Origin of the sequence: Campylobacter concisus (genome assembly GCA_002092835.1) — a bacterium.
Taxonomy (GTDB): domain Bacteria; phylum Campylobacterota; class Campylobacteria; order Campylobacterales; family Campylobacteraceae; genus Campylobacter_A; species Campylobacter_A concisus_K.
Genome location: LVWL01000020.1, coordinates 172842 through 199133, shown reverse-complemented (window position 1 = coordinate 199133; position 26292 = coordinate 172842). Strand labels below are relative to the sequence as shown.

Below are 26292 nucleotides of genomic sequence, written 5' to 3'. Positions count from 1 at the left end.
CTTTTTATTAAAGCTACTTAACTTTTTCTGCTTCACAAGCTTACAGCTACAAGCAGAGTTATTTATCTTTCGTTAAAAATTTAAAAGCAATACTCAAAAACTATATGCTTACTCTGTTTATTTTTAAATTTTGCCTTGACTAAGCGACTTAAAATTTTGCAATCCAAATTTAATAAAATGTCAAATTCTAAATATAAATCGACAAGCGGAAATATCGCTAGGCGCATTTAAATGTTTCGCAGTAAATTTTGTCCCAAGACTAGGCATATAGCCTGTCGTAGGGCGAAATTTACAAAATCATTTAAAGACGTCAGCGAGATGACGCGCTAATAAGTTCCAAGAAACCAGAGGCATCCCAGCTCGCAGTACCTACTAATACTCCATCGCAGCTTGCGATACCCGCTATCCCGCCGATATTTGCGACGTTTACGCTACCGCCGTAAAGTAGCGGCGTGCTCGTCTGCTCGCGGATGAAATTTAAAACTCCTTCGATCTGCTCCATACTAGCACTCTTGCCCGTGCCTATCGCCCACACGGGCTCGTAGGCGATCAGCAGCCGCTCGTAACCAAGGTCGATATTTTTTAGCTGCTCCGCTAAAAACTCCTTCGTGCCGCCGGCTTCGTTCACGCTCAAATTTTCGCCGATGCAGTAGACGATCTGCCAGCCCGCCTTTACGGCGAAATCAAATTTAGCTCGCAAAAGCTCCTCGCTCTCGCCAAGCTCGCGCCGTTCGGAGTGCCCGATCAGCACGCTTTTTACGCCAAACTCGTCAAGCATCGCCTTACCGATTTCGCCGGTGTGAGCGCCGCTTTCGCACGGGTAGAAATTTTGCGCGCCGAGTTTAAATTTATGAGCCGCGCCATCAAGCGCGCTAAACGGAGGAAATACCGTCACGTCGTCGTTTGCACCTAAATTTGCATCTAAAATTTGAGCATACTCTCTAAAGCTCGCTCTCGTGTGATTGCACTTTAAATTTGCTAAAAACCTCACTCCGCGGCCTTTCTAAGCGGTTTTATGCCAGGTAGCTCTTTGCCCTCGATGAGCTCCAAGCTAGCGCCGCCGCCAGTCGAGATAAATGTCATCTCGTCGGCATCTCCCGCACGCTCGACGACGTCGGCCGTATCGCCGCCGCCAACGACCGTAGTCGCATGAGTGTCGATGATGGCGTGGCTCATTTTGATACTGCCTTTGCTAAATTTATCCATCTCAAAAACGCCCATCGGCCCGTTCCACCAGATGGTTTGCGCGTCGGCTATGACCTCTTTAAATAGCCTAATAGACGCTGGTCCGATGTCAAGTCCCATCCAGCCATTTGGGATCTCTTGTGCTGGGACGAATTTCACGGCGCTTTCGGCCGAAAAGGTCTGGGCCGCGACGACGTCCACCGGCAGGTAAATTTTAACGCCAAGCTCCCTGCCCTTGCGTAAAATTTCGCGCGCGTCCTCGATGAGATCTTCTTCAAGAAGCGAATTTCCGATATTTTCGCCGAGAGATTTTAAAAACGTAAACGCCATGCCGCCGCCGATGATGAGTTTATCTACGCGCGGAAGCAGGTTATGCAGGGCTTGCAGCTTGCCGCTTACCTTACTACCGCCAACGACCGCCACAAACGGACGCGCAGGGTGCTTAATGAGATTTTGAGCGAAATTTATCTCTTTTTGTAGCAAAAATCCCGCCGCTTTGTGCTTCTCGTCGTAAAATTTAGTGATCGCCTCGACCGAGCTATGCGCCCTGTGGCAGACGCCAAACGCGTCGTTTATGTAAAATTCGCCGTATTTAGCGAGCTCGGCGGCTAGCGCCTCGTCGTTTTTGGTTTCGCCCTTTTCAAAGCGTAAATTTTCAAGAAGTAAAATTTCGCCAGACTTCAGCGCGGCGGCTTTAGCTTTCGCGTCCGCGCCGATGACATCCTCGGCAAAAATCACGTCTCTATCAAGTAGCCTTGAAAGCCTCTTTGCCACGCCTCGTAGCGAAAATTTCTCCTCAAAACCGTTTTTAGGTCGTCCTAGGTGGCTAGCCAAAACCACGCTGCAGCCGTTATCGAGGCAGTAGCGGATAGTAGGAATCGCCGAGCGTATGCGGCGGTCGTCGGTAATGTTTAAAAACTCGTCCATCGGCACGTTAAAATCGCACCTAACAAATACCTTCGCGCCGCCTAGCTCAAGATCGTTGATCGATAAAATTTCACTCATTTTTCACCCTTTAAATTTACTTCGTAGCCACGATCTTAGCTAGATCGACGAGCCTTGTCGAGTAGCCCCACTCGTTGTCGTACCACGCAAAGACCTTCACCATATCATCGGCGATGACCTGCGTAGTGTCGCTGGCTACGATGCTGCTGTATGCGCTCGTGCAAAAGTCGCTGCTAACTCTATAATCGTCATCGACGAATAAAATTCCCTTTAAATTCGACTCCGCAGCCGCTCTAAACGCCTCGTTTATCTCCTCTTTGCTAGCCGGTCTTTTTAAAACCGCCGTTAGATCGACCATGGAGACGTTAGCGACAGGCACGCGGACGGCTTGGCCGTGCATCTTGCCGTTTAGCTCGGGAAGTACTTTTGCGATCGCTTTGGCAGCTCCGGTGGTCGTAGGTCCGATATTTAGGGCCGCAGCGCGTGAACGGCGGAAGTCTTTGGCCTTCACGTCAACCAAGCTTTGGCCGTTTGTGTAGGCATGGATCGTAGTCATGAGCCCTTTTACGATGCCGAATTTATCGTTTAGTACCTTTGCCACTGGAGCTAGGCCGTTTGTGGTGCAACTTGCGTTTGAGACGATCGCTTCGCCTGCGTATTTATCGTCGTTTACGCCCACTACAAAGGTCGCCGTGTCGTCTTTTGCAGGAGCGCTCATGACGACTTTTTTGATACCGCGAGCTAGGTACGGTTCGCATTTTTCGGTGGTTAAAAACTTGCCCGTACACTCTAAAACCACGTCTGCGCCGTAGTCTGCGTAGCTAAGCTCGTTTAGATCTCTTGTTGAAAAAACTCTTATCTTTTTGCCGTTTACTTCTATAAAATCGTCGCTTATCACCTTAACGTCTTGCTTAAATTCGCCGTGCACGCTGTCGTATTTGAGCAGATAGCGCGTCATGTCACGCGTCGCCGTGTCATTGATAGCGACAAGCTCAACGTCGTCTCGCTCTAAAATAATACGAGCAGCGCACCTGCCGATACGTCCAAAACCGTTGATAGCTACTTTAACTGACATCTTAGCTCCTTTTGATATAATTACGCCTAATTCTACAAAAAAGAATTTTAAAACAAATATAAACAAGGCACTTTAATAGATGAAGTTAGCACTTTTTGGCGGGAGCTTTGACCCAGTTCACTTGGGGCATGATAGCATTGTGAAAATGGCACTAAGCGGCCTTGATATCGACAAGCTCATCATCATGCCAACTTTTATAAGTCCTTTTAAGAGCGAATTTTCAGCTCCGCCAGAGCTTCGCCTAAAGTGGATAAGAGAAATTTGGGGCGGCTTAGAGAAGGTCGAGATCTCAGACTATGAGATAAATTTAGCTCGCCCAGTGCCTACCATAGAGACGGTTAAGTATTTGTATGAGAAATTCAAGATAGAAAAATTTTATCTCATAATAGGCGCAGACCACCTAGCTACGCTTGATAAGTGGCACGGCTATGAGGAGCTAAAAAATTTAGTGCAGTTTGTGATCGCTAAGCGCAATCACATAGAAATTCCACAAAATTTACAAAAAATGGACGTGCACGTGGATGTTAGCTCGTCGCAGATCAGGCATCAAAAAGGGCTTGATGAGCTGCCTAGTGAGATAAAAGATGAAATTATAAATTTTTACCAAGGATACAAAATGCAAGAGAGATCGATGCAAGAGCGCACCGAAAGTATAGTTAAGGTTTTAGACGCAAAAAAGGCTGAAGAGATACAAGTGTTTGATATGAGTGGAGATGATTATTTCGTAAAGGCCGTAGTTATCGCCACTACGCTTGGTGAGAGGCACGCTTACTCACTGAGCGAGGATCTAAAAGAGGAGCTTAAACCTCTTGGGGAGAAATTTATAGGCACTGAGAGCTCGCCTGACTGGATCGTGATGGACCTTGGCGACATTTTGATACATCTTTTAAGTCCAGCTTATCGAGCAAAATACAACATCGAAGAGTTTTTGCAAAAGCTAAAAACTAGCAAAGAGTCTTAACAAAAACAAGCGAAGAGCAAATAAGCCATAAAAATATAAAAAATGCTAGCAAAAATGGCTTTTTGCCCGTCGCTTTAAATATGCTTCTATCTATCCCAAATCCCAAAGCACACATCGCCACGCAAAGGCAGATGCTAGCAGCTAGCTTTAAAATTTGCACCAAATTTTCAGGAAAAAATGGCAAAGATCTAACGCAGATCGCCACTAGAAAAAATAGCGCAAACCATGGTATGCTCTTTAGTTTTGAGCCGCCGCTATTTTGGCTTAAATTTAAGAAATTTAGCAAAAACAAAAATGGCACGAGCATGATGACGCGAAGCATTTTTATAATGACGGCGGTGCTACTTGCTGTGCTGTCAAATGCTGCTGAAGCTGCAACTACATGGGCTACTTCGTGAAGTGATCCGCCAATAAAAAAGCCGGTTTGGTGTGGCGTGAGAGCTAAAAATTTAGCTATAAATGGATAGATAAACATGCCAATCGTCCCAAAGAGCACCACTGTGCAAATGGCGATAGCAAGCTTGTTTGCGTCTGCTTTTATCTCATTTTGAGTAGCCATAACAGCAGCTGCACCGCATATACTAGCCCCTGAGCCAATGAGCGCAGCGCTATCCTTACTAAGTCCCAAAGCTTTGGCGGCAAAAAGCGCAAAGCAAAAGGTCGCAAAGACCATAAAAGCTGCATATATCACACCAAGGGTGCCGACACTTGCGATCTCGCCAAGGCTTATATTAAAGCCAAAAAGTATGATACCAAGCCTTAAAATTTGCTTCCCAGCGATCGCTACGACGCCACTACTTTTTAAAATTTGAGTCTGTTTAGTAAAAAGATTTGCAAAAATGGCGCCTAAAATGATGGAGATGATGAGCGGGCTGGTGTGAAATTTAGCCAAAATCGTGTTTGAGAGCGCAAAAGAAATGGCACAAATCAGCGCCAGAACAAGCACAGCAAGAAATTTATGAGACATATTCTAACCTTAATATATTTTTTAAAAATGCAATTAGCACGTTTGGGTATAATTAGACGAATTTTATAATGCAAATTTAAAATAAAGATAAAGGGATAGGACTATGATCATCCTTGGCGAAAAATATGCTTTTACCAGCCTAGAACTAGAAAAGCTTAGAAAGAAATTTGGTCAAGTAAATTTTTTATCCCATGAAAATAGCGACTCAAAAGCCTTGCGAAGTGCACTAGAAAATCTCATAAAATCAGGCGATCAAAGGCTGATCGTATTAAATACCGCAAAGCCAGTCGATAGTAAATTGGTTAGATTTCTCACGCTTTTGCAGTTTAAAACAAAGTACAAAAAGATAAAATTTTTAAATGTAGAGAATTTTTTAGAAATTTATCTGCACAAATGTTATATCCCAGAAAATGGTGAAAATCTTAATTTTCTAGATGAGATAAGGCCTTATGGTGCCTTTGCTTACGCACTCAAGCGAATGATCGATTATGCTAGCTGCTTGATACTTTTCATCTTGCTTTTTGGCCTAAAATTTTATGTAAAGAGAAAGATAGACGAGCAATCACCCGGAAGCCTTTACTTTTTACAAAGTAGAGTTGGGCTGGACAATAGAGAATTTGAGTGCATCAAATTTCGCTCGATGATGGAAGATGCCGAGAAAGATGGGGCAAAATTTGCTAGCGAAAATGATGAGAGGGTATTTGAATTTGGCGAATTTATGCGAAAAATTCGTATAGACGAGGTGCCGCAGTGCATAAACGTGCTTCGCGGACAGATGCACCTGATAGGTCCAAGGCCTGAGCGAAGACACTGGATAAATTTCTTTGAAAAAGAGATACCTTACTACAATGAACGCCACATCGTCCGCCCAGGGATAACTGGCTGGGCACAGGTAAACTACCCTTATGGCTCAAATACACACGACGCTAAACAAAAACTAATGTATGATCTTTACTACATCAAACACTGGTCACTTTGGTTGGAGATAAAGATCATAGTAAAAACTATTGCGATCGTATTTGAGAAAAAAGGTGTTTAAATTCTCAAGAGCATCATGAGTTTGAGATATTTTTAAATAAACCTTTTTTCAAATTTAATTTTGTTGCTTTTAGCCAAAATAAATGTAAATTCTACATCCTATCTTTAGCTGTGATTCCCATTATATTAAATGCTGTTTTTATCGAGATAGCAACAACTGCGAAAACTTTTAACAGGCTATCTTCGTTTTCATTTCCAACCACACGGTTTTCGTTATAAAATTTATGAAAACTAGCAGCCAGCGACTTCAGATAGTCTGGGATCTTTTGAAGCTGCCTTGAGATAAAAGCATCCTCTAAAATTTCAGGCAAGACTAACGCCTCAAAAAGTAAATTTTTCGCATTTTCATCTAGGCATTCGAAGTTTGCATTGATTATATCTTGAATATTTTTCCCAGCCTTTGCAAAGACTTGATTTATCCTAGCATGAGCATAGTTTATATAAAAGATAGGATTTGAGTTATCCTCTTTTTTAAGCTCATCTACGTCAAATTCCAAACTACTCGTATTTGCCTTGCTTATAAAGATAAATCTAAGTGCCTCAGCACCGATCTCACTTACGATATCGCTCATTAGCACAGCATTACCAGCACGCTTGCTCATCTTGTATGGCTTGCCATCTTTTAGCAAACTAACCATCTGCATAAGTATCACTTCAAGCTTGTTTTCATCGTATCCAAGAAAATTTATCGCAGCCTTTAGCCTTGCAATATATCCGTGGTGATCTGCACCCCAAATGTTTATGTAGTGATCAAAATTTTTCTCAAATTTAGCATTATGATAGATAATGTCGCCAGCTAGATATGTTGGTCTGCCGTCATTTCTAACTACGACCCTATCGTTATCATCGCCAAGCGTGGTTGAAGCGATATAAGTAGCGCCATCTTTTTCGTACATTTGATTTGAACGTTTTAGCTTGTTTATAGTTGGCTCTAGTCCGTCATAAAGAGCCTTTTCGCTAGCCCAGCTCTCTATAAATATCCCGACATCTGCTAAATCTTTTTTAATGATCTCAAGCACGATATCCTTGCCAAACTCGGCAAGCTCGAGATTTCTGCTCTCGTCATAAAAAATTTCCTTGCCAAATTTCTCACTTGCAATCCTAGCAATATCTAAAATATAATCCCCGCGGTAGTATTTCTCTGGATAGACAACGCTTTCGTTAAAAAGCTGCTCTTTTGCCGCAAGTGATATTGAAGTACCAAGCAGGTCGATTTGATTGCCAGCGTCGTTTATATAGTATTCTGTTGAGATAGCGTAGCCAAGTCTTTTGCCAAGTCTTGCCAAAGTATCGCCATAAACTGCACCTCTAACGTGTCCAATGTGAAGTGGCCCAGTTGGATTTGCGCTAATGTATTCTATTAAATAGCTATTTTTTTTCACATCTTCTTTTGCAAAATTTTCGCTATCTAGTAAAATTTGCTTTGAAATTTCATCTAAAAACTCGCTTTTTAGCTTGAAGTTTAAGTAGCCATTTACTGCACTAGCTTCAACTATTTTGCTATCACTAAATTTATCAGCAAACTCGCTAGCTATCATGGCTGGAGACTTTCTTAGCTCCTTTGCTAGGCTAAAAAGTGGCGTAGCATAGTGGGCTAAATTTTTATCCTTTGGCTTTTCAAGCACAAATTCACGCTCTAAAACCTTTGAAATTTCAGCTTTTATTTTATTTTTCAACTCTAAAACCTATGCGTTTTTAGTTGTTTCTTCTATTTTTTGACTAGGAGCACTCTCTTCTTTATACTCGACTTTCTCACTTTTTTCAGGTGTTGTATCTTCCATCTCAGCCTTAAAAGTCTTTATGCCTTTGCCTAGTCCTTTTGCAAGTTCTGGGATCTTCTTTGCTCCAAAAAGTAAAACAATAATCGCTAAAACAACTAGCCAGTGACCAATACTAAAAGAACCCATTTTTTCTCCTCAATAAATTTTTCAAAATGTTATCATAAATTCCTGAATTTCTAGCAATCTATCCACTCATCAATAACGCGTCTTAAGTCTATTTTCGTGCTTTTTAGCCTCATCGCTCTAAGTATTGACTTTAATCCACGGTAGCTCTTTTCGATATCATCATTTACTAAAAAATAATCATACTCCAAGATATGCTCCATCTCGCCAACTGCGTTCATTAGGCGATTTTCTATCGTTTCGTCGCTATCAGTTCCGCGGTTTTTCAAGCGTTTTTTAAGTTCTTTTTTATTTGCAGTTGTGATAAAAACTGAAGTTATGTAGCTTCTAAATTTTTCAAGTGCGATGTGAAAGCCTTGCACATCAATGTCAAATATAACTATCTTTCCAGCCTCAAGTGCTGCTAAAACTGGCTTTAGACTTGTGCCGTAATAGTTTTTATGCACCTGCGCCCATTCTAAAAATTCGCCCTTTTCTATGCCACTTTTAAACTCATCTTCTTTTATAAAATAGTAATCCACTCCATCGACTTCACCTTCTCTTTTTGCCCTTGTCGTACTTGAAATAGAAAAATAAAGATCCTTCTCTTCCTTTAAAAGACGACCCAAAAGCGTACTTTTCCCACTTCCGCTAGGCCCAGAAACTACTAAAATTTGTCCTTGCAACTACTTTTCCTCAAAACTTATATTTATCTTTATGTTCATATCTTTTAGCACATCTCTTAGCGAGCTTTCATTTAACGACTCATGGACGTGTTTTGTGATCTTTTTGGTTAGCTCTTCTTTATAATCAGTATCGATTTTTGTTTCATTGCATGAGCTAGTTTGTGGTGCATTATTTAATCCAAATGCTGCTTGCATCGTATTTTCATCTATTTCTTCAATAGATGCTACATTAAAATTTGGGCTACCCAACGTCTCTTCTTTAAAATTTTCTTCCTCAAATGTCTCATCTACCATACCTAGATCTTCTTGAGCAAGGACTTCTTCAGAAATTTCTTCATGATCTTCTTTAGTTGGCTCTTTTTCAAGGTCTATATCTTCATCCAAAGAAATCTCCTCTGTTTCTTGGGTAGATTCTTTATCTATATCTTCCTCTAAATTTTGACTAGCTTCATCTATCAAATTTATCTCGCTGCTTTCAGGCTCAAATTTTTCATCACTACCAAAATCAGTCTCTAGCTCATCAAAATTTTCACTATCTTCGCTAGCTTCTTCGTTTAGCTCTTTATCCAAAGACTCGATCTCGCTTAGCTCTTTTTTACTTTGGCTTATATCATCTACAAAATCTTCATTAAGCTCGGTAGTTTCTAAATTTTGAGAATTTTGCTCAACCATTTTATCAAGCTCGTTTTTCGCCTCTTCATCTGCCAAGTCGCTCTCACCCATATCATCTATCTCATCTACAAGCGAACTAAGCTCATCAAAGTCATTGCTATGCTCTTCTTTTATCACAGGCGGCTCATTGTTTTGCTCTAAGGATTTATCTATATCTTCTGAATCAGCCATATACTTGCTAGCTATGTCATTTATAATATCATCATCTATGAGTTCAGTGTCTGTTTCATCAAAACTGATATCTTTATCCTTTAAATCCTCGGTCTCTAGTTCACTTAGCTCCTCTTTTAAAAACTCGTCATCTAAAGCCTCATTATCAAATTTATCTGCCTTATCATCTTCTTTTGCTAAATTTTCAAGACCCATATCAATTTCTGGAAGCTCAAAATTTTCTAAATCATCAAAGTTTTTATTACTTTCGTCAAAGTCATTAAAATTTGTAGGCTCATCTAATCCAAGCTCAAGTTCTTTATCATTGTCAGTATCTTTGTTTTGTTCAAACAAACTAATAAATTCTGTTGGTAAAAAGGGCTTTTCAAGCATAACATCAGCAAAATCTGGCTTTTCACCGCCTCTAGGTGCTAGATACATTATCTTTTGATTTAAATCAACATCACTGCTATCCATATCACTATCGATGATAATATAATCAAATTGATCGCCAACACTATTAACATCGTCAAATTCGCTATATTCTATGCCTAGCTTATTTAAACTTAACGTTATAAGGCGAGAAACTGCGGGGTTTTTGTTTACAAGTGCAACTTTCATAATCCCTCCTTGAAGAGCTTGAGGCTGTATTCTATGATAAATTTCATTGCTATTTACTTAAAAAAATAGTGCTGGCATATCGTTTAAAATCTGCACCATCATATCAGTTATGATTTTTATAATGCCAGCTAAAATAGCTATCAAAACCGAAAAGCCGATACTTACCTTAATAGGATAACCAACGACTAATAGGTTAAATTGTGGCATAGTTTTCATAAGCATGCCAAAAATAGCATCCGAAAGTATAGAAAGTGCGATGATAGGAAAAGCCAGAACAAATCCAAACATAAAAAGATTGCCAAAAAGCTTTAGGGCGTAGCTCATCACACCACTTCTTGGATAAAAATCTCCAAGCGGTATAGCAGAAAGTGAAGTGGAATAAAACTGTAATATCAAATGGTGTCCATCAAGCATCAAAAATGCAAGAAGCGCGATAAAATTTAGAATATTTGCGATCACTGGCGAATTTGTACCAGTTTGCGGATCAAGCACTGAAGCCATCGAAAAACCCATGATCATAGAGATCTGCTCGCCAGCCATTTGAAGTATTGCAAAAACGATATTTAGCAAAAGCCCAGCGCAAAGTCCGAGCATAGCCTCACTTAAAATTTCCATGATCAAAAAATTTATAGCATGCTCATGAGCGTGAGATAATGGGAAAAGTACGACACAAAGGGCGAAAACTAGCAAAGTTTTTACGCTAAGCGGGATTTGATTGTGAGAAAAAAAAGGAAAAAATACGATAAGCCCACTAAGACGCGCAAAAAGGAGCATAAAGGTTATAACTTTATCAGCTCCAAAAAACTCGACTAGTTCCATTCTTTTATATTAACGCCTCGTCCATCTCAGTTGGAATTTCAAGCCCCATGATCTTTAAAACACTAGGAGCGATGTTGTTTAGACCGCCATTTTTTACCTTTTTTACGCCATCAGCCATCACAAAACAAAAGACATCATAAGTCGTGTGGTTTGTCAGTAGCTCACCGCTGCTATCGCGCATCTCTTCGCAGTTTCCGTGATCACTCGTGATGATCATCGCATAGTTTTTATCTTTCGCCTTAGTGTAAATTTCTCCAAGAGCCGTATCCACCGCTTCAACTGCTTTTATAGCAGCCTCATAGTTGCCAGTGTGCCCCACCATATCGCCATTTGCGAAATTTACCACGATGAAGTCTTGCTCGTCATCCATACCTTTTAGCACGGCTTTGCAAACCTCTGCTGCGCTCATCTCTGGCTTTTCGTCATAGGTCTTTACCTTTGGGCTAGGGATAAGCACCCTCGTTTCGTTGCTGGCTAGCTCCTCGACGCCGCCATTAAAGAAAAATGTTACGTGGGCATATTTTTCAGTCTCAGCCGTGTGAAGCTGCCTTAGTCCAGCCGCTGCTATGACCTCGCTTAGAGTGTTGTTTATCTTTTCATTTTTAAATAGCACTTCAAATTTAAAATTTGCGTCGTATTCGGTCATGGTGATTAGATTTTTGATAGCAAAAGGTCGCTCAAACTCGCTAAATTTCTCCTCGCCTAGAGCCTGGCATATCTCTCTTGCTCTATCATTTCTAAAATTTATTACAATCACGCCGTCATCTTCGCCTATGCCTTTAAAGCCATTAAAGCTTGCTGGCTTTACAAACTCATCTGTCACTCCCTCATCGTAGCTTTTTTGTAGATACTCACTTGGCGATAAGCTGCTTAAATTTGCTCCATTTACCAAGCTATCGTAGGCCTCTTTTACACGTTCCCAGCGTTTATCTCTATCCATCGCGTAAAATCTCCCACAAACGGTAGCTACCTTAAATTTAGCCTCCAAGCTTTTTATAAAATTTATACCGCTATTTGGACTAACGTCGCGTCCATCGGTAATAGCATGGGCAAAAACTTCGCAGCCATTTTTACTAGCAAGCTCGCACATGCCATCAAAATGCTCCATATGAGAGTGCACTCCGCCGTCGCTATAAAGCCCTATGACGTGGATCTTCTTGCACTTTTTAAAAAGAGCTTTTAGGGCTTCATTTTCTGATATCGAGCCGTCAGCGAAGCTGCGTGAAATTTTGACCAAATTTTGATACAAAACTCGTCCGCTTCCTATGCACATATGCCCTACTTCGCTGTTTCCCATCTGCCCTTCAGGTAGTCCCACAGCGTTTCCAGAAGTTTTTATAAGTGAGTTTGGAATTTCTTTAAAAAATTTCTCGTAATTTGGCTTTTTAGCCACCTCAAATGCGTTAAATTTACCGCTTTTATTAAATCCAATACCATCAGTTATTATTAAAATAGTTTTTTGACTCATTTTGAAAATTTATCCTTAATTTTAGATAATTTTTAAGGCCATTATACTAAAATTGCTTTTTTTAAAAATAAAGGCTCTCATGTTTTACTATATCTATGAAATTTTAAATTTTAATATCTTTCAATACATCACCGTCCGTGCTGGTATCGCTTTTTTCATCGCTTTTGCACTCACAGCTTATTTGATGCCCAAATTTATCACTTGGGCAAAGGCAAAAAACGCCGCCCAACCTATCTACGAGCTTGCCCCACAAACTCACCAAAAAAAGGCCAAAACGCCGACCATGGGCGGACTTATCTTTGTCTTCACAGCCGTACTTTCCACGATAATTTGCGCAAGGCTTGATAACGCATTTGTCTTAACATCGCTTTTTTGCCTAGTTTGCTTTACACTGCTTGGCTACAAGGACGATTACAGCAAAATTTTAGGAGCAAAAAATCACGCTGGCCTAAGCCCAAAAGCAAAGCTCTTTTTTCAGTTTTTAATAGCTTTTGTAATTTCTATTTTTTTATATACAAGTCATGAGCTTAGCACCGAGTTTTATCTACCTTTTTTTAAGCAACCTATTTTGGATTTAAAAATTTTTGCCATTTTCTTTTGGACACTGGTCATAGTCGCTGCTTCAAATTCAGTAAATTTAACAGATGGGCTTGACGGGCTAGCTACCGTGCCATCGATATTTTCACTTTTAACACTTGGCGTTTTTGCTTATATCTGCGGACACGCTGTCTTTAGCTCATATTTACTCTTGCCAAAGATAATAGGTGTTGGTGAAAGCGTTGTTGTCTCTTCAGCCCTAATTGGCTCATTGATGGGCTTTTTATGGTTTAACTGCCATCCAGCTGAAGTCTTTATGGGCGATAGCGGCAGCCTAAGCGTTGGAGCATATATCGGTTTTATGGGCGTTGCGACAAAAAACGAAATTTTACTCATCATCATCGGCCTCATCTTTGTCGTTGAAACTCTAAGCGTCATCTTACAAGTGGGAAGCTTTAAAATTTTCAAACGCAGAATTTTTCTCATGGCGCCTATACATCATCATTTTGAGATAAAAGGCTGGGCGGAAAATAAGATCATCGTTCGCTTTTGGATCATCGCACTTTTAGCGAACCTAATCGCACTAACTGCGCTAAAGATCAGATAAGGAAAGCCATGAGAAAATCGCTATTTGGCTATGGTGGCACGATAAAGGCGATCGCAAAGAATTTCACAAAAGACGGCCTTTGGGATATCTATGATGATAAATTTAGTGAAATTTCAAAAGATGAGTTTGGCAATGCTCTTTTGCCAGTTAGCGAATTTGATCCAGTAAAAAGTAGCCTAGAGATACCAAGTCCAGGTATCCCGCCTCATCACGAGCTTATTAAAAAAGCTAGAAATTTGGTAAGCGAGTATGACTATTTTTATGAAATTTATAAAGAAAATCTGCCATTTAATATCTGGATAAGCGGCACAAACGGCAAGACTACGACAACCAAGATGACACAGCACCTACTAGAGAGCAAGGGCTCAGTCATGGGCGGCAACGTTGGCATTGCGCTGGCAAATTTAGATCCGCACGCTAAAATTTGGATACTTGAGACTAGCTCATTTACTCTTCACTACACAAATCACGCCACACCTGGTATCTACGTGCTTTTGCCGATCACTCCAGACCATCTAAGCTGGCATGGCGATATGAGCGAATACGAAAAGGCTAAGTTAAAGCCGCTTGCTAGCATGAGTGAAAGTAGCGTGGCGATCGTGCCTGAAATTTACGCCAACACGCCAACAAGGGCAAAAGTGATCACTTACAAAGATGAGAGCGATCTGGCTAAATTTTGCGGTGTAAGCGTAGATGATATAAATTTTAAAACGCCATTTTTGCTTGATGCGCTGCTAGCACTTGCGGTAGAGAAAATTTTATTTGACCGCTGCGATATCGCACTTTTAAATACCTTCGTCATCGAGGCAAACAAGCTTGAAGAATTTAGCGATAAAAATGGCAGAATCTGGGTCAATGACACAAAAGCTACTAACATAGATGCGAGCATACAAGCCGTAAAACGCTACAAAGATCATTTCATACATCTAATACTTGGTGGCGATGATAAGGGTGTTGATATGACGCCACTTTTTGAAGACTTGAAGAATTTAAGAGTAAAAATTTACGCCATCGGCTCAAATAGTGACAAACTCATGAAATTAGCGACTAAATTTGGCATACCAGCCTTAAAATGCGACTTTTTGCAAAATGCTGTCAATGAGATAAATAAAGAGCTAAAGACCAACGAGATAGCGCTTCTAAGCCCAGCAGCTGCAAGCCTTGATCAGTTTAAGAGCTATGCCGAGCGAGGCGATAAATTTAAAGAGTTTATAAAGGCGCTTTAATTTTACAAGCCCTTTTAAGTAGCCTTGTCAAAAATAAAAACATGCAAATTTATGTTTTTGACATAAATTTTTACTATAAAGTTTTATTGTTGAATACTTTTTAAGTTTGTGCTAATATTTAGCAAAAATTTCCAAGGAAGTTTAATGCCTCTAACGCCCAGAAATGATGTAATTTTTAAAAGGACTTTAATAGATATTATAAAATTTTCATATGACAATGACATAAGCAGACCATTTATATCTAACAACAAACTACTCATTGGATATGGCTTTAGTCTAAAAGATGATATAGAACTTATTTGTGCTCAAATTTATAAAAAAAACAAAGACAAAGTCATAAAAGATGTCAAGCGAGCTATTGCTAACACCGCGAGTACGACTACCATAGAAAAGATAAATACAGATGAACTTTTTAAAAAGATAAATGACGCCGCAAAAGAGGCTTATACAAAGTCTGGAAGTGCCAATACTTTGCCTGAGTTTGAATTTAGCTCGGAAGATCAACTAAATGCCATCTTGGAGCAAAAGCTTACGCCACTAATCCAAGAGATAAATCAAAAATTAAACAACTCGCCACTTAAAAATTTACAAGCCCTTTCACTTACTTCAGATACGCAAAACAGCCAAATTTCAAGAGAGCATGTCGCACTTTTAGCACTTCTTTATATCAGCAAGAAAAGTAATATTGATCCATCCCTAGCAAGCCATATCAAAAGCAAAAATCGTTTTAAGGCCTGGTTTTGGCTAGCATATGAGAGCTTTAGTGATGAAGTAAGTAATAAAATATCTCTTTTGCGAGAAAAAATTTCAAATCAGTTTGGGCTTTATGAAAGTGATGAACAAAATGTTAATTTTGCCGAGTGCATAGATGTTTTTAGTCATTTAAATATATCCAAAGCAAAATATAAATTAAAAAATCAAAACAATAAAGAGATCATCCAGAACGTCACTCATTTAGAATTTATAAAGCTTCAAGAAAATGGATCAAATTTAAACGCACCAGGTACATCAAAATGTGAGGCATTATTTCAGCCATTTGTTACAAAGATAAATTCTTTATTAAGTACTCAAAGTACAAAGACCTTTAACCTTGAAAACATATACTGCGTAAATTTAATCAGCTCAAATGCTTCAAACACTTCAAGAATAAATAAGCTTTTAAGGCAAAGAGAGGAGGAATTTTATAAACAAGAAAATATACTCTTGCTATGCCCAAGGAAGATGACAACTCCTATTAGAGTCTTTCAGCCTAAAAAGAGCGAATTTACCGTTGTGCTAGCTTGTCAAACTCCATTTGATTGCAGTGAGCTAAACCCAAAGGAGCTAAATTCTAGTAGGCCAAACTATGGTAAAGTAAATTTATGCGAGCTAATACTTACTGACTTTAAATTTGACTCTTATGAAGATAGTAAAAATGAAGAGATAAAATTTAAAAATGCAAAGAGCAAAGATACGGTAATACTCTATCAAGAAAACAAAAATGAAGAAGATAAGATAAATGGTGCTACCTTTACTAGCATAAAGCAAAATAGCGATGATATAGAGTATAAACTAGAAGATGGCGTTATAAGTATGAAGTACTTTGAAGACCAAACATCTAACAACAAACACCTAAATTTCTCTTTATTAAATTTCGCCAAAGAGAATAACTTTACCCTAAGAGACGATAAAGGCTCAGCTATGTTTGATATAAAGCTTCGTCTAGCTCATGGCAACAATGTAGTGCCTACATCAGCATCAAGTTCAGGTCTTACTCTTACAATAAACAATCTCATCATTGAAAACGAAGATGGTAAGGCAAGTGAAGATATAGATAAGATATATCTTCATCACTGCTTTGATAAAAGTATATATGAGAGTATATCTTTAGTAAAAAATGAAGACTCAGATATCAAGAACTCATATACAGCTACATTTAATATCCCAATAGACAAAGAGAATAAAGGAGATACTAAATTTATACTTTATTCAAGTGATCTAAGTAAAGTTTATAGCACTAAAGATATTCATGCTCACTCTGATACAGCTGTAATATCTTTAGGATATCAAGATAAGAGTAGCTCTAACTTTTGCTATAGCAATAAGGTCTCGTTAAGAGATATAACAGATCATATAACAAATGTAATCTCTGATAGTGAGTATCCATTTAAGACAAATGAGCCAATATGCTTAAAGGCTATATATAAACAAGAAAAAGGTAGTAAGAGACATAAAGAGATACTTTGGGGATATAAGGTCATAAAAAGTAAAGAATATGATGAGCTATCCAAATCAAATCCAAAAGATGTGGTAGCTCTAAAAGATCAAAAGGGTAAAGAGATAACATTTAAAATTTCAGATGTTATACAAAAAGATGATCTAGATAAGCTAAAGCAAGGTGGTCATACTATAGTATTTTTTGCATATCTTGAAGGTGATAAGGATAAATTTAAGTTTTATACAAGATATGGCAAAAATCATATAAGAATAGATATAAAGATACCTTTATATATTAAATTTAAAGATGATAAGCTAGTTATATATGAGTTTGAGCATGCTATAAAAGAGAAGGCATTTGATGCTAAATTAAAGCTTAGCAATAATAAAGACGATGCTTTAATAAAAAATGGTAATTACTTATATATAAGCAAAGATATCTCATCAAATGAGATAAATATCTATGAAGACGACAAGCTAAGCAAAGAGCTAAAAAGTGATGAGAATACAAATAAGAGCTATCAAATTTATGCAAAAGAAGAGAGCTCTAGTAATCAGTCTAATGCAGATAAAGATGATAAGCTTGGTATAAATTTATTAAGTAAAGAGAATATGAATAAATTTATTAACTCTTTTAATGAATCAAAGAGTTTAACTAGAGTAGATAAAGGTATGTGGAAAGATGGGGATGAAGAAGTCTTAGTAAAAGTGGAGATGAGCAATGAGATAGTTTTTCCACTAAAAATCAAGCCTTTAAATAATAGAGGTATGGAATATGACTGGACGCTTATGTTAGGAGATAAGGGCGAGAGCCAAGCAATATTTGGCAGAAATAGAAACAATGGCAAAAGACAACACGCCGCAAGAGATCTATATACAGATATGCCTTTTAAAAAGAATGTAGACATAAAAACATTTAAGTCAGATGTAGAGATAGTATCTATAGCTGATGGCGAAGTAATAAAGACTGGTAATTTTTACTGTAAAACCGATCACATAACGATACAATATGACACAGTAGAATTTGGTAGCTTTATAATAAGATATGGCGAGGTTGATCCTTCAAGAGTAAAAGTAAAAGCGGGTGATATGGTGCGAAAAGGTCAGGTTATAGGATATTCTGGACTAATGATTGATAACGGTGATCACCCAAATATAGTTGATAAAAAAATAGTAACCATGCTTCACTTTGAGTACTTTACAAATGGAGCCAACAAAGATGATCCTTTAACCGTCACCAATGATCCAAACAATAAATTTAAAAGGCGTAAAGACTTAGCAGATCCTATTGAGATATTAAAAGAGGGATATAAAAATACTTTTGGGGAAATATTATGAGGATAATCTTTAAAATAATCTTAGCTTTACTTATAGCTGTAAATTTATCATTTGCAACAGATGATTATATAGATGATTATTATGATAGCTGGAAGCAAAAGACAATATCAAAAAAGTTTTTGAGTCAAGGTTGCAAAACAATATCAAAAGACATTTGGAATGAAAGCAAGGTTTCCTATCGTCAAACAACTATATTGAATATATACAAAGAGCCTATTTTAAATTTATATGGAGACTACGACTTAAAAATTAAAGAAATACAACATCTAAAAAATCAAAAATACAAAGAGTGTAATAAAAATTTTTGTTACGACTTTGATTTTAAGTGGTTAAACAACAAAAGTCTTTTGATACAACTACATTTTCATGCTGATAAATATTCTAAATCAAGCTGTGAATTATGGCTATATGAAGAAGAAGATGGTAGCGTAGATGTATATAGTTTTACGTCTAAAAATTTACCCGATTAATAATGAACGATATATTTATGAAATCAATCTTTAAAATAATCTTAGCTTTACTTATAGCTGTAAATTTATCATTTGCAACAGATAATTATGATTATAACTGGGAAAAAAGACAATACCTAAAAAGTTTTTGAATAAAGACTGTAAAAAGCTTGCAAAGAAAATTTGGAACGACAGTATGTATACTTATATTGGTGCTACTATATTAGATGTATGGAAAGATTATATTTTAACGTTATTTTTTTCACCAAAACCAGAGTTAAAAGATGTAGAGCTTTTGAAAAATACGAGATATATAGCTTATGATGCAGATAATCTAACTTATGATTTTGATTTTAAATGGATAAACAAAAACACTCTTTTGGTTCAATTATTTGCTCCTAAAAGTGAGCACAATCCTGACAACAGTTATGAATTATGGTTATTTGAAGAGAAAAATGACAAAGTAGATGCATATCATTTTATATCTTGGAATTTACCTGACTAATAAATTTGATAAAAGAATAGAAGATGCAACCTAAATCTATATTATTAATGAGCTTGATGATAGGCTTAAATTTATAAGCTTTTGGACCATAATTTTACATTTGTGTATCCAGATAATTTTATACCCAATTAGAGTCTACCTACCATAGAAAATGGCAATATTGACAACATAAAGGAAACTAGATGAAAAAATTTTATTTATATTTTTTATAGTGTTTTTGTAGTGGTTCGTTTGCACAAGTCTTTACATACAAAACAGATACCATAAGTATAAATTTAAGTACAAAGCAGTTAGCAAAAGATAAGATCAAATTTAGTCTAACCTATGAAAATAACGCATATAAAGATATTGTAAAAATATCTGGAGTAGCCAGGAATAAAAATATAGATCTTAACCCAGAGACAGATGATGAAGAATATGGCGAGAAACTAGCCTACTTTGCAGATGAATACATATATGAAGACAATGATGCTACCTAGCACTACGAATAGATGCCGATGAAAACAAAAGAGCTGTAGTAAATTTTGAAGCATGTGAGGCGATAAACAAAAAGCAATGGGTACCAAAAAATATGCTTGTATCAAAAGAATATTTTAAAGAATTGCAGCGATCAAAATAAATTTAAAAAGATATAAAGTATGGTATATTTTATATTTTTTCTTTTAGTTGGCTTATTTTTTACTTTTTAAAGCCGAAGAGATAAGCGAGAATATATTATATAAAAACGCAGATAGACTCAGAACTGTTTTTAGAAGCAAATTTAAAGAAAATCCAAATAAAGCGGACGAACTTATTGCTATTGAAGAAGAGAATAGACCTAATATAGGTAACTAAGTTTATAGTGATAAAAATGGCAATAAAGGTGGAGACGATGGTTGGAATTTTATAGACAGGGGCTTTTTTCATTTAACCGGGAGAAGCGGCTACTCAAATTTCAATAACTATATTAATAAAAATTTTAATACTGAAGATAATATAGTAGAAAATCTAACTTTAGTAGCCGAATATGGAAAATACGCGATAATGAGTGCTGCATGGTTTTGGCTTTCTAATAATCTACACAAAATAGCAGATGAGAGTAAAAATGACTCAAATAATGAAAATGTAGTGGATAAAATAACTTATGTTATTAATAGGGGGACCGACGACCAAAGCAAAAGAGATAGAAAAGAAAATTATACAAGGATTAGAAATGCTGAAATTTTTCAAATTTTTAAATAGTGCATTTTTATTAGTATCATTACTAACTTGTAACGGTATGGGAAAAGATGAAATACCAAATTTTAAATACAAAGACGCATCTAACTATTATTTTAAAATAGGCAGCGATAGCTATTCTGTAAAGATTTTACGTAATTATAATGAAGACAATCTGGGTCGAGCAATAGGCATAAAAGAGTGTGCCATTATTTACAAAGAGAAAATGAAAAAATGGAGTTTTTGTTACGACGATATGTCTATGTGGAGCGTTACAGCTAATGGCGATATAGTTGAGTTTAAAGGCGGAACTCAAGACAGAGACGGAAACATAGTAGATTTTTATATACTTTTTAAAAATTTAGCCTCGGAATTTTATTTGTATGAGTACACTTGGAAATTTGGATATATAGATGAAACTGCAAACGATGAAAAAATTAATAAAGTAGAAAATTACTACGCAGATCATGGTAAAAAGAATAGACTTTATATAAATCAAATCACTTCAAAAATTCTTAATGACATGAGAAAAAACTTTTATAAAAAAGTAGTAATTAGGTAATTTGAGTAACATATTAAAAAGTAAATATATTTATTTATAAACTCTTAATGTCTAGCAAAGCTACTATAAAATATTGAACTAAAAATTTGAACAAACAGAAAATAGTGGGGTAAATGTAACTTAGCAGTCATAGATGACCCAATTAGCATCAGAAATATTTTACAAAAGTAAATATAATAAAAATTTTTACTACAAATTATGGCATCAAACTTGGCGACAAACAAGACCAAATTTAAAGAAGCTAGGCAAGTCAAACGATCTACAAGAAGAAAACGCCATTTCTATCGTCACCTACATTACTGAGCAAAATGAAAGCAACCTCTTGCAAGAATTTGATATGCCACTTTATTACGAGAAATTCATATTTTCTAATGGAGTTTTAAAAGAGTATGAATTTGGATTTGAGTACCCGTGATATTCCGCGGATCAGGATAATAATTCCATAGAGTAGCAAAAGATATTTTACAGCCTAAAAGCGTAGAATTTCTACTCTTCGTCCAAATTTATTTCAGGTAGTTTTTCTTCTATAAAACTCTTATCTTTTTTGGTAGCTGAGGTAACTTCACTAGCCTTTTTCAAAAGTCCATCAAGTCCTTGTCTTGCCAAACGCTCATTTAGCTGTTCAGGGGTATCTTTTGTGCCGTCAAGATCGCCAAAATCATCAAATTCCTCATAATCCTCACTCTCTTTTTGAACCTTGATCTCGTAATCAAGCTTGCCATTAAGTCTAGCTAGCTCATCTTTTATGGCTTCGCAAAAGACTTCGGTATATCCCCTATGAGAGCAGTTTTTCGCCAAAAACTCGCTCATCACACTTAGGTGATTTATATAGTCATCTTGCAAGATATTTGCCTGCAAAAGCTCAAATTTTAAAAATAACCAGTAGGTGTTAAGAACGTCGCTTTCGCAGTATTCGTTGATCTTATCAAGCTCGCCAGCGTAGTAGAGCTCAAGTACCTGATCACCGTGCACGTCATACTTGCCAGGTAAATTTAAGCTAGCACAAAGAGTGTTGAGCTTTAGCCCTCTTACACTTCCAAAATCGCTTATAAAATCAAGCAGGTCAAGGTGAAATTTAGGCGAATATCTGGCTCTATAATTTTCCCATTTGTTTTTATTTAGCTCTTTGTTTTCGCTCTCATAATAAGCCGCCGCATTTAGGTTATATCGCATCGCACGTACCATTAGCATAGGCAGGTCAAAGCCGCGGCCATTAAAGCTAACAAGCCTTGGATTGTAGTCATTTATAAATTTTAAAAATTTAGCGATGATCTCGCATTCGTCCCTGCCCTCCATTGTACTAACTTTTAAAAATTTACCATATTCATCGGCCATTACCGCAGAGATCGCCACAACTCTATGAAACATCACAGGTAAAAACTCGTTGCCACTAGCCTCTTTTTGTAAAGCCATCGCCTGGATGCTCACATCTTCATCACTTCCGTCAATGCCGTAAATTTTTCTTATCAAATTTGCATCAGGTATAGTCTCGCAGTCAAAAACACAGATGTAGCTTTTTGCCATTTTAGCCCTTTTTTAAGCATTTTTTCTTAAAATCATACCAAAAATTTATATCTAAAGTGATCAATGCAAAACAAAAATCAACTAAAAATAGCCATTGTAAAGCTATCAGCACTTGGTGACATTGTCCATGCGGCTATAGTGCTTCAGTTTATCAAAAAGCACCATCCAAATGCCCATATCACATGGCTCGTTGATGCTCGTTTTGCAAGCCTTTTAAAAGATCATCCACTAATCGACGAGCTAGTCGTTTTACCACTTAAAGAGAGCTTTAAAAAAAGCTACAAGATCATAAAAACGCTTGGTAAATTTGACAAAGTAATTGATATGCAGGGACTTTTTAAATCAGCCGTCGTCGCAAAACTACTTGGTAAAGAAATTTACGGTTTTAGCAAAGAAAGCGTCAAAGAGAAAATAGCTGCTAGACTTTACAAGCATAAATTCAAAATTGACTACAACGAAAACATAATAGTTAGAAATCTAAGCCTTGCAGGATTTGCTCTAAATTTTAGCTTTGATAGAAGTGAAATTTTAGAAAAATCGCCATGCTTTGAAATAGTTGGAAATTTTAAAAATGAAAGTGGCAAAAAGCGTGTATTGATCGCTGCATTTGCGAGTGAAGAGAGTAAAATTTATGACAAATTTAAACAAGTGATCAGACTGCTTGATGGATGTGAAATTTATCTTTGCTACGGCAACGACAGCGAAAAAGCAAGAGCAGAGGCGATCATCTTGGGCACCGAGGTAAAGCTACTTGAAAAACTAAGCATAAAAGATATGATAGATTACATCGCTAGTTGTGATTTGGTAATTGGCAACGATAGTGGCCTAACACACCTTGCATGGGCGATAAATAGGCCTTCTATCACGCTTTTTGGCAACCGTCCAAGCCACAGAAATGCTTACATCACGGATAAAAATTTAGTTATAGATATGGGTAAGCAAATAGACGCGAGAAGTATCGATAAAAACGACTTTTGCATAAGAGAGATTTTCCCAGAAACGATTGCAAATTTTGCAAAAAGGCTACTAAATGGATAGGCTCTATCTGGCTGGCTTTTATACTTTAAAATTTTTGATATTTTTACTGCCTAGCTCACTTAGAGATTTGCTCGCTAAATTTTTAGCTTTTTCGTATATGAATCTTAATAAAAAGCGACTTCACGTCGTTATGACAAATTTAAACCTTGCTTTTGGTGATACAAAAACCAAGAAAGAGAAGCTTGAGATCGCTAAAAAATGCTACTACAACTTTGCAAAATACCTTGGTATAAATTTCATCCTAAATCAAAATACAACAAAGCAAAAAGTGCTTGAAAAAGTTAGTTTTAAAAATGAGCATAATCTGCTTGAAGCGCTTAAGCTTGATCGTCCGATTATCGTGACGACCGCGCATTTTGGGCAATGGGAGCTTTTTAGCTTAGCAATGGCTGCTCGTTTTGGTGCAGTCTCAGTGCTTGGCAGAAAGCTTGATAGTAAAAGCATGGATAAAATTTTAAGTGCAAATAGATCGCAGTTTGACGTGGAGCTCATTGACAAAGATGGCGGCGCAAAAGACATCTTAAAAGCGCTAAAAACTAGGCGAATAGTGGGAATTTTAGTCGATCAAAATACCGCTCCAAAAGATGGCATAAAGGTGAAATTTTTTGACAAAGATGTACTTCACACGCCAGCTGCGAGCGTGCTAGCTCAAAAAACAAATGCCCTAATAATTAATGCATTTATCTATCAAAAAGATGAAAACATAAGTGAAATTTGCTTTTCGCCAGCCATTGATATAAATAAATTTGACAAAGAAGAAGCGGTGCAAAAAGTAACGCAAATGCAGTGCAGCGCGTGCGAAGAGATGGTTAGAGCAAGGCCTGAGGAGTACTTTTGGTTTCACAAACGCTTTAAAAGATTTTACGAAAAAGAGTATAAATGCTAAGTGTGGTCATCTTAACTTTTAACAGCGAAAAATACCTAAAAGAGGTGTTAGAGAGCGCTAAATTTGCTGATGAGGTCATCGTGGTTGATAGTGGCTCAAGCGACAGCACAAAGCAAATTTGTCAAAATTTTAGTAATGTTAAATTCTATGAGCAAGCTTGGCTGGGATTTGGCGCGCAAAAGCAAAAGGGCGTGGATCTAGCTAAAAACGAGTGGATCTTTGTACTTGATAGTGACGAGGTGATCACAAATGAGCTTAGAAATGAGCTTGTAAATACACTAAAAGAGCCAAAATTTATGGCCTACAACGTAGCTAGGCTAAATTTTTTCTTTGGCAAAGCGATCAAAAATATGGGGCTCTATCCAGACTACACAGTGAGGCTTTTTAACAAAAATTTTGCCAAATTTGATGGCAGAGCCGTGCATGAAAAGGTCGTTTTAAATGACGGCCCACAAAGGCTTGGCGCGCTTAAAAACCACTTCTTGCATTACGCATATGAGAGCATCGAGCAGTTTATCGCTAAGCAAAATCGCTACTCAAGCATGGGCGCAAAGAGAAATTTACTAAAGGCGCTTACAAGCCCAGCGTGGACATTTTTTAAGCTTTACGTGCTAAAAGGTGGCTTTAAAGAGGGCTTTACTGGCTACGTCATAGCCAGACTTTACGCTCAGTACACATTTTGGAAATACATAAAATGAAAATATTAGTAATTAAATTTAGGAACATCGGCGACGTGCTTTTGACCACGCCTCTTATTGAAAATTTGCACCACTACTATCCAGATACGACCATCGACTTTGCTCTAAATAAAGGGACTGAAGAGATGATTGAGGGCAATCCTTATATAAATAAAATCCACATTTACGATAGACAAAGTGCAAATTCTGGCTTTTTTAAAAAACTAATTACCGAGATAAAATTTATAAAAGCCATCAAAAAAGAAAAATACGATATGGCCATACAAACAACTACGGGGGATCGTGGTATCATCATCTCAAAATACGCAAAGATCAAAAAAATAGTAGGCTTTCTTGGCAAAAATCAATCAATAAATAAACTTCTAAACGTCAAAGCAAAATACTATGAAAATTTTTCACATACGATCGATCATAATCTAAATGCTTTAAGGGCTTTGGGATTTGAACCGGTTAGCAAAAAGGTGAGTGTATTTTCGGACGAGAGTGTGGAGCGTCTAAATTTACCAAAACGCTTTGTACATATGCATCTTACAAGCCGCTGGATGTTTAAATGCGCAAATGACAAGAGCATGGCAGAGCTCATCGACTACTGCGAAAATGAACTTGGGGTAAAGGTCGTGCTAACAAGTGATAATAAAGAAAATGAGTTAGAAAAGCTAACAAGCGTACTAAAAATTTGCAAAAGTGAGCCCATAAATTTAGGTGGCAAGCTAAATTTGAAACAAACGATCACCTTATCGAAGCGTTCAAGCCTTTTTATCGGTGTTGATACCGCCATCATGCATATTGCCGCTGCAAATGATGTACCAGTCATAGCCTTTTTTGGTCCAAGTAATGCTTTTGAGTGGGGGCCTTGGGATAACTCACTCATGGAAAATGGCTATACAGCACAAAATGGTATCCAAAATATGGGGAAACACATCGTCTATCAAAAAGACTGGGACTTTGTGCCTTGCGATAAAGAGGGCATAGCAAAGCATGGAATAGAAAAGACCTTGATGGATTTTAGCGACGAAATGCCAAAAATAAAAGCCAAAATAAAAGAAATTTTAGGATAGG

Annotated in this window: 25 protein-coding genes; 14 read left to right on the top strand and 11 right to left on the bottom strand. The window is 37.3% G+C overall.

The features are described from left to right. Nucleotides 1–310 precede the first annotated feature (310 nt). The 3 genes from A3835_06865 to A3835_06855 are packed head-to-tail and all read right to left on the bottom strand — an operon-like array spanning nt 311 to nt 3205. Nucleotides 311–991, bottom strand: a complete 681-nt coding sequence (locus tag A3835_06865) for a triose-phosphate isomerase (GenBank protein ID ORI07291.1) — start codon at nt 989–991, stop codon at nt 311–313. Further along, entirely contained in the window at nt 988–2190 is a 1203-nt protein-coding gene (gene pgk / locus A3835_06860; protein ID ORI07290.1) for a phosphoglycerate kinase, read from the bottom strand. Before pgk ends, A3835_06865 begins: the two co-directional genes overlap by 4 nt. A gap of 16 nt (nt 2191–2206) precedes the next feature. Then, nucleotides 2207–3205 (bottom strand): type I glyceraldehyde-3-phosphate dehydrogenase, encoded by a 999-nt coding sequence (locus tag A3835_06855; GenBank protein ORI07289.1) that lies wholly within the window; start codon nt 3203–3205, stop codon nt 2207–2209. A 79-nt stretch (nt 3206–3284) separates the two neighbouring features. On the opposite strand from A3835_06855, the gene A3835_06850 reads away from it, so the two are divergent. After that, a complete protein-coding gene (locus tag A3835_06850; GenBank protein ORI07288.1) occupies nt 3285–4166 on the top strand; it encodes a ribosome silencing factor RsfS in 882 nt (293 codons plus the stop codon). Here A3835_06850 and A3835_06845 read toward each other — a convergent pair. Next, nucleotides 4150–5133: a hypothetical protein gene (locus A3835_06845; GenBank protein ORI07287.1), complete on the bottom strand. Its 984-nt coding sequence runs from the start codon at nt 5131–5133 to the stop codon at nt 4150–4152. The two genes, A3835_06850 and A3835_06845, sit on opposite strands and share 17 nt — an antisense overlap. Nucleotides 5134–5236: 103 nt before the next feature. On the opposite strand from A3835_06845, the gene A3835_06840 reads away from it, so the two are divergent. Next, nucleotides 5237–6172, top strand: coding sequence for a sugar transferase (locus tag A3835_06840; GenBank protein ORI07286.1), 936 nt, complete (start codon nt 5237–5239; stop codon nt 6170–6172). Nucleotides 6173–6263: 91 nt separating this feature from the next. Here A3835_06840 and A3835_06835 read toward each other — a convergent pair whose 3' ends face one another. The 6 genes from A3835_06835 to A3835_06810 are packed head-to-tail and all read right to left on the bottom strand — an operon-like array spanning nt 6264 to nt 12470. Continuing rightward, nucleotides 6264–7847 carry an arginine--tRNA ligase gene (locus A3835_06835; GenBank protein ID ORI07285.1) on the bottom strand — a complete coding sequence of 528 codons (1584 nt, stop codon included), beginning with the start codon at nt 7845–7847 and terminating at the stop codon, nt 6264–6266. 9 nt (nt 7848–7856) lie between these two features. Further along, nucleotides 7857–8078 (bottom strand): preprotein translocase subunit TatA, encoded by a 222-nt coding sequence (locus tag A3835_06830; protein ORI07284.1) that lies wholly within the window; start codon nt 8076–8078, stop codon nt 7857–7859. 50 nt (nt 8079–8128) lie between these two features. After that, nucleotides 8129–8740: a guanylate kinase gene (locus A3835_06825; GenBank protein ORI07283.1), complete on the bottom strand. Its 612-nt coding sequence runs from the start codon at nt 8738–8740 to the stop codon at nt 8129–8131. Next, nucleotides 8741–10183, bottom strand: coding sequence for a hypothetical protein (locus A3835_06820; GenBank protein ORI07282.1), 1443 nt, complete (start codon nt 10181–10183; stop codon nt 8741–8743). It abuts the gene before it with no gap. Nucleotides 10184–10240: 57 nt separating this feature from the next. Continuing rightward, nucleotides 10241–11002 (bottom strand): flagellar biosynthetic protein FliR, encoded by a 762-nt coding sequence (locus tag A3835_06815; protein ORI07281.1) that lies wholly within the window; start codon nt 11000–11002, stop codon nt 10241–10243. Nucleotides 11003–11006: 4 nt separating this feature from the next. After that, a complete protein-coding gene (locus A3835_06810; GenBank protein ID ORI07280.1) occupies nt 11007–12470 on the bottom strand; it encodes a phosphoglycerate mutase (2,3-diphosphoglycerate-independent) in 1464 nt (487 codons plus the stop codon). A 79-nt stretch (nt 12471–12549) separates the two neighbouring features. On the opposite strand from A3835_06810, the gene A3835_06805 reads away from it, so the two are divergent. From A3835_06805 to A3835_06770, 8 genes are all read left to right on the top strand, one after another. Beyond that, complete coding sequence (locus A3835_06805; protein ORI07279.1) at nt 12550–13614, top strand: phospho-N-acetylmuramoyl-pentapeptide-transferase; 1065 nt, start codon at nt 12550–12552, stop codon at nt 13612–13614. 8 nt (nt 13615–13622) lie between these two features. Further along, a complete protein-coding gene (gene murD / locus A3835_06800) occupies nt 13623–14840 on the top strand; it encodes a UDP-N-acetylmuramoylalanine--D-glutamate ligase (protein ID ORI07278.1) in 1218 nt (405 codons plus the stop codon). A gap of 2868 nt (nt 14841–17708) precedes the next feature. After that, nucleotides 17709–18374, top strand: a complete 666-nt coding sequence (locus A3835_06795) for a hypothetical protein (GenBank protein ORI07465.1) — start codon at nt 17709–17711, stop codon at nt 18372–18374. Beyond that, nucleotides 18371–18844: a hypothetical protein gene (locus A3835_06790; protein ORI07277.1), complete on the top strand. Its 474-nt coding sequence runs from the start codon at nt 18371–18373 to the stop codon at nt 18842–18844. Before A3835_06795 ends, A3835_06790 begins: the two co-directional genes overlap by 4 nt. Nucleotides 18845–18971: 127 nt before the next feature. Next, nucleotides 18972–19328, top strand: coding sequence for a hypothetical protein (locus A3835_06785; GenBank protein ORI07276.1), 357 nt, complete (start codon nt 18972–18974; stop codon nt 19326–19328). A gap of 1023 nt (nt 19329–20351) precedes the next feature. After that, complete coding sequence (locus tag A3835_06780; protein ORI07275.1) at nt 20352–20549, top strand: hypothetical protein; 198 nt, start codon at nt 20352–20354, stop codon at nt 20547–20549. Further along, nucleotides 20521–21087 carry a hypothetical protein gene (locus A3835_06775; GenBank protein ID ORI07274.1) on the top strand — a complete coding sequence of 189 codons (567 nt, stop codon included), beginning with the start codon at nt 20521–20523 and terminating at the stop codon, nt 21085–21087. The genes A3835_06780 and A3835_06775 overlap by 29 nt, the downstream gene beginning before the upstream one ends. A gap of 133 nt (nt 21088–21220) precedes the next feature. Continuing rightward, nucleotides 21221–21502, top strand: coding sequence for a hypothetical protein (locus tag A3835_06770; GenBank protein ID ORI07273.1), 282 nt, complete (start codon nt 21221–21223; stop codon nt 21500–21502). 71 nt (nt 21503–21573) lie between these two features. Here A3835_06770 and A3835_06765 read toward each other — a convergent pair whose 3' ends face one another. Then, a complete protein-coding gene (locus tag A3835_06765; protein ID ORI07272.1) occupies nt 21574–22611 on the bottom strand; it encodes a 3'-5' exonuclease in 1038 nt (345 codons plus the stop codon). Between the two features lie 63 nt (nt 22612–22674). Here A3835_06765 and A3835_06760 point away from each other — a divergent pair, with 63 nt between their 5' ends. From A3835_06760 to A3835_06745, 4 genes are read left to right on the top strand one after another with little or no spacing between them, the layout of a single operon-like run. Further along, nucleotides 22675–23649 carry a lipopolysaccharide heptosyltransferase I gene (locus tag A3835_06760; GenBank protein ID ORI07271.1) on the top strand — a complete coding sequence of 325 codons (975 nt, stop codon included), beginning with the start codon at nt 22675–22677 and terminating at the stop codon, nt 23647–23649. Then, the gene (locus A3835_06755) at nt 23642–24535 is read left to right on the top strand and encodes a lipid A biosynthesis acyltransferase (protein ORI07270.1); all 894 of its coding nucleotides are present in this window, start codon (nt 23642–23644) and stop codon (nt 24533–24535) included. The genes A3835_06760 and A3835_06755 overlap by 8 nt, the downstream gene beginning before the upstream one ends. Then, the gene (locus A3835_06750) at nt 24529–25233 is read left to right on the top strand and encodes a glycosyl transferase (protein ORI07269.1); all 705 of its coding nucleotides are present in this window, start codon (nt 24529–24531) and stop codon (nt 25231–25233) included. Before A3835_06755 ends, A3835_06750 begins: the two co-directional genes overlap by 7 nt. Next, nucleotides 25230–26291 carry a heptosyltransferase gene (locus A3835_06745; protein ID ORI07268.1) on the top strand — a complete coding sequence of 354 codons (1062 nt, stop codon included), beginning with the start codon at nt 25230–25232 and terminating at the stop codon, nt 26289–26291. Before A3835_06750 ends, A3835_06745 begins: the two co-directional genes overlap by 4 nt. The last annotated feature ends 1 nt before the right edge of the window (nt 26292 follow it).

Coding starts and splice junctions, on each gene's coding strand:
- pgk (ORI07290.1), bottom strand. CDS start 2,190: ATGAGTGAAATTTTATCGATCAACGATCTTGAGCTAGGCGGCGCGAAG.
- A3835_06855 (ORI07289.1), bottom strand. CDS start 3,205: ATGTCAGTTAAAGTAGCTATCAACGGTTTTGGACGTATCGGCAGGTGC.
- A3835_06850 (ORI07288.1), top strand. CDS start 3,285: ATGAAGTTAGCACTTTTTGGCGGGAGCTTTGACCCAGTTCACTTGGGG.
- A3835_06845 (ORI07287.1), bottom strand. CDS start 5,133: ATGTCTCATAAATTTCTTGCTGTGCTTGTTCTGGCGCTGATTTGTGCC.
- A3835_06840 (ORI07286.1), top strand. CDS start 5,237: ATGATCATCCTTGGCGAAAAATATGCTTTTACCAGCCTAGAACTAGAA.
- A3835_06830 (ORI07284.1), bottom strand. CDS start 8,078: ATGGGTTCTTTTAGTATTGGTCACTGGCTAGTTGTTTTAGCGATTATT.
- A3835_06820 (ORI07282.1), bottom strand. CDS start 10,183: ATGAAAGTTGCACTTGTAAACAAAAACCCCGCAGTTTCTCGCCTTATA.
- A3835_06815 (ORI07281.1), bottom strand. CDS start 11,002: ATGGAACTAGTCGAGTTTTTTGGAGCTGATAAAGTTATAACCTTTATG.
- A3835_06810 (ORI07280.1), bottom strand. CDS start 12,470: ATGAGTCAAAAAACTATTTTAATAATAACTGATGGTATTGGATTTAAT.
- A3835_06805 (ORI07279.1), top strand. CDS start 12,550: ATGTTTTACTATATCTATGAAATTTTAAATTTTAATATCTTTCAATAC.
- murD (ORI07278.1), top strand. CDS start 13,623: ATGAGAAAATCGCTATTTGGCTATGGTGGCACGATAAAGGCGATCGCA.
- A3835_06795 (ORI07465.1), top strand. CDS start 17,709: ATGTGGAAAGATGGGGATGAAGAAGTCTTAGTAAAAGTGGAGATGAGC.
- A3835_06790 (ORI07277.1), top strand. CDS start 18,371: ATGAGGATAATCTTTAAAATAATCTTAGCTTTACTTATAGCTGTAAAT.
- A3835_06780 (ORI07275.1), top strand. CDS start 20,352: ATGAGTGCTGCATGGTTTTGGCTTTCTAATAATCTACACAAAATAGCA.
- A3835_06775 (ORI07274.1), top strand. CDS start 20,521: ATGCTGAAATTTTTCAAATTTTTAAATAGTGCATTTTTATTAGTATCA.
- A3835_06770 (ORI07273.1), top strand. CDS start 21,221: ATGACCCAATTAGCATCAGAAATATTTTACAAAAGTAAATATAATAAA.
- A3835_06765 (ORI07272.1), bottom strand. CDS start 22,611: ATGGCAAAAAGCTACATCTGTGTTTTTGACTGCGAGACTATACCTGAT.
- A3835_06760 (ORI07271.1), top strand. CDS start 22,675: ATGCAAAACAAAAATCAACTAAAAATAGCCATTGTAAAGCTATCAGCA.
- A3835_06755 (ORI07270.1), top strand. CDS start 23,642: ATGGATAGGCTCTATCTGGCTGGCTTTTATACTTTAAAATTTTTGATA.
- A3835_06750 (ORI07269.1), top strand. CDS start 24,529: ATGCTAAGTGTGGTCATCTTAACTTTTAACAGCGAAAAATACCTAAAA.
- A3835_06745 (ORI07268.1), top strand. CDS start 25,230: ATGAAAATATTAGTAATTAAATTTAGGAACATCGGCGACGTGCTTTTG.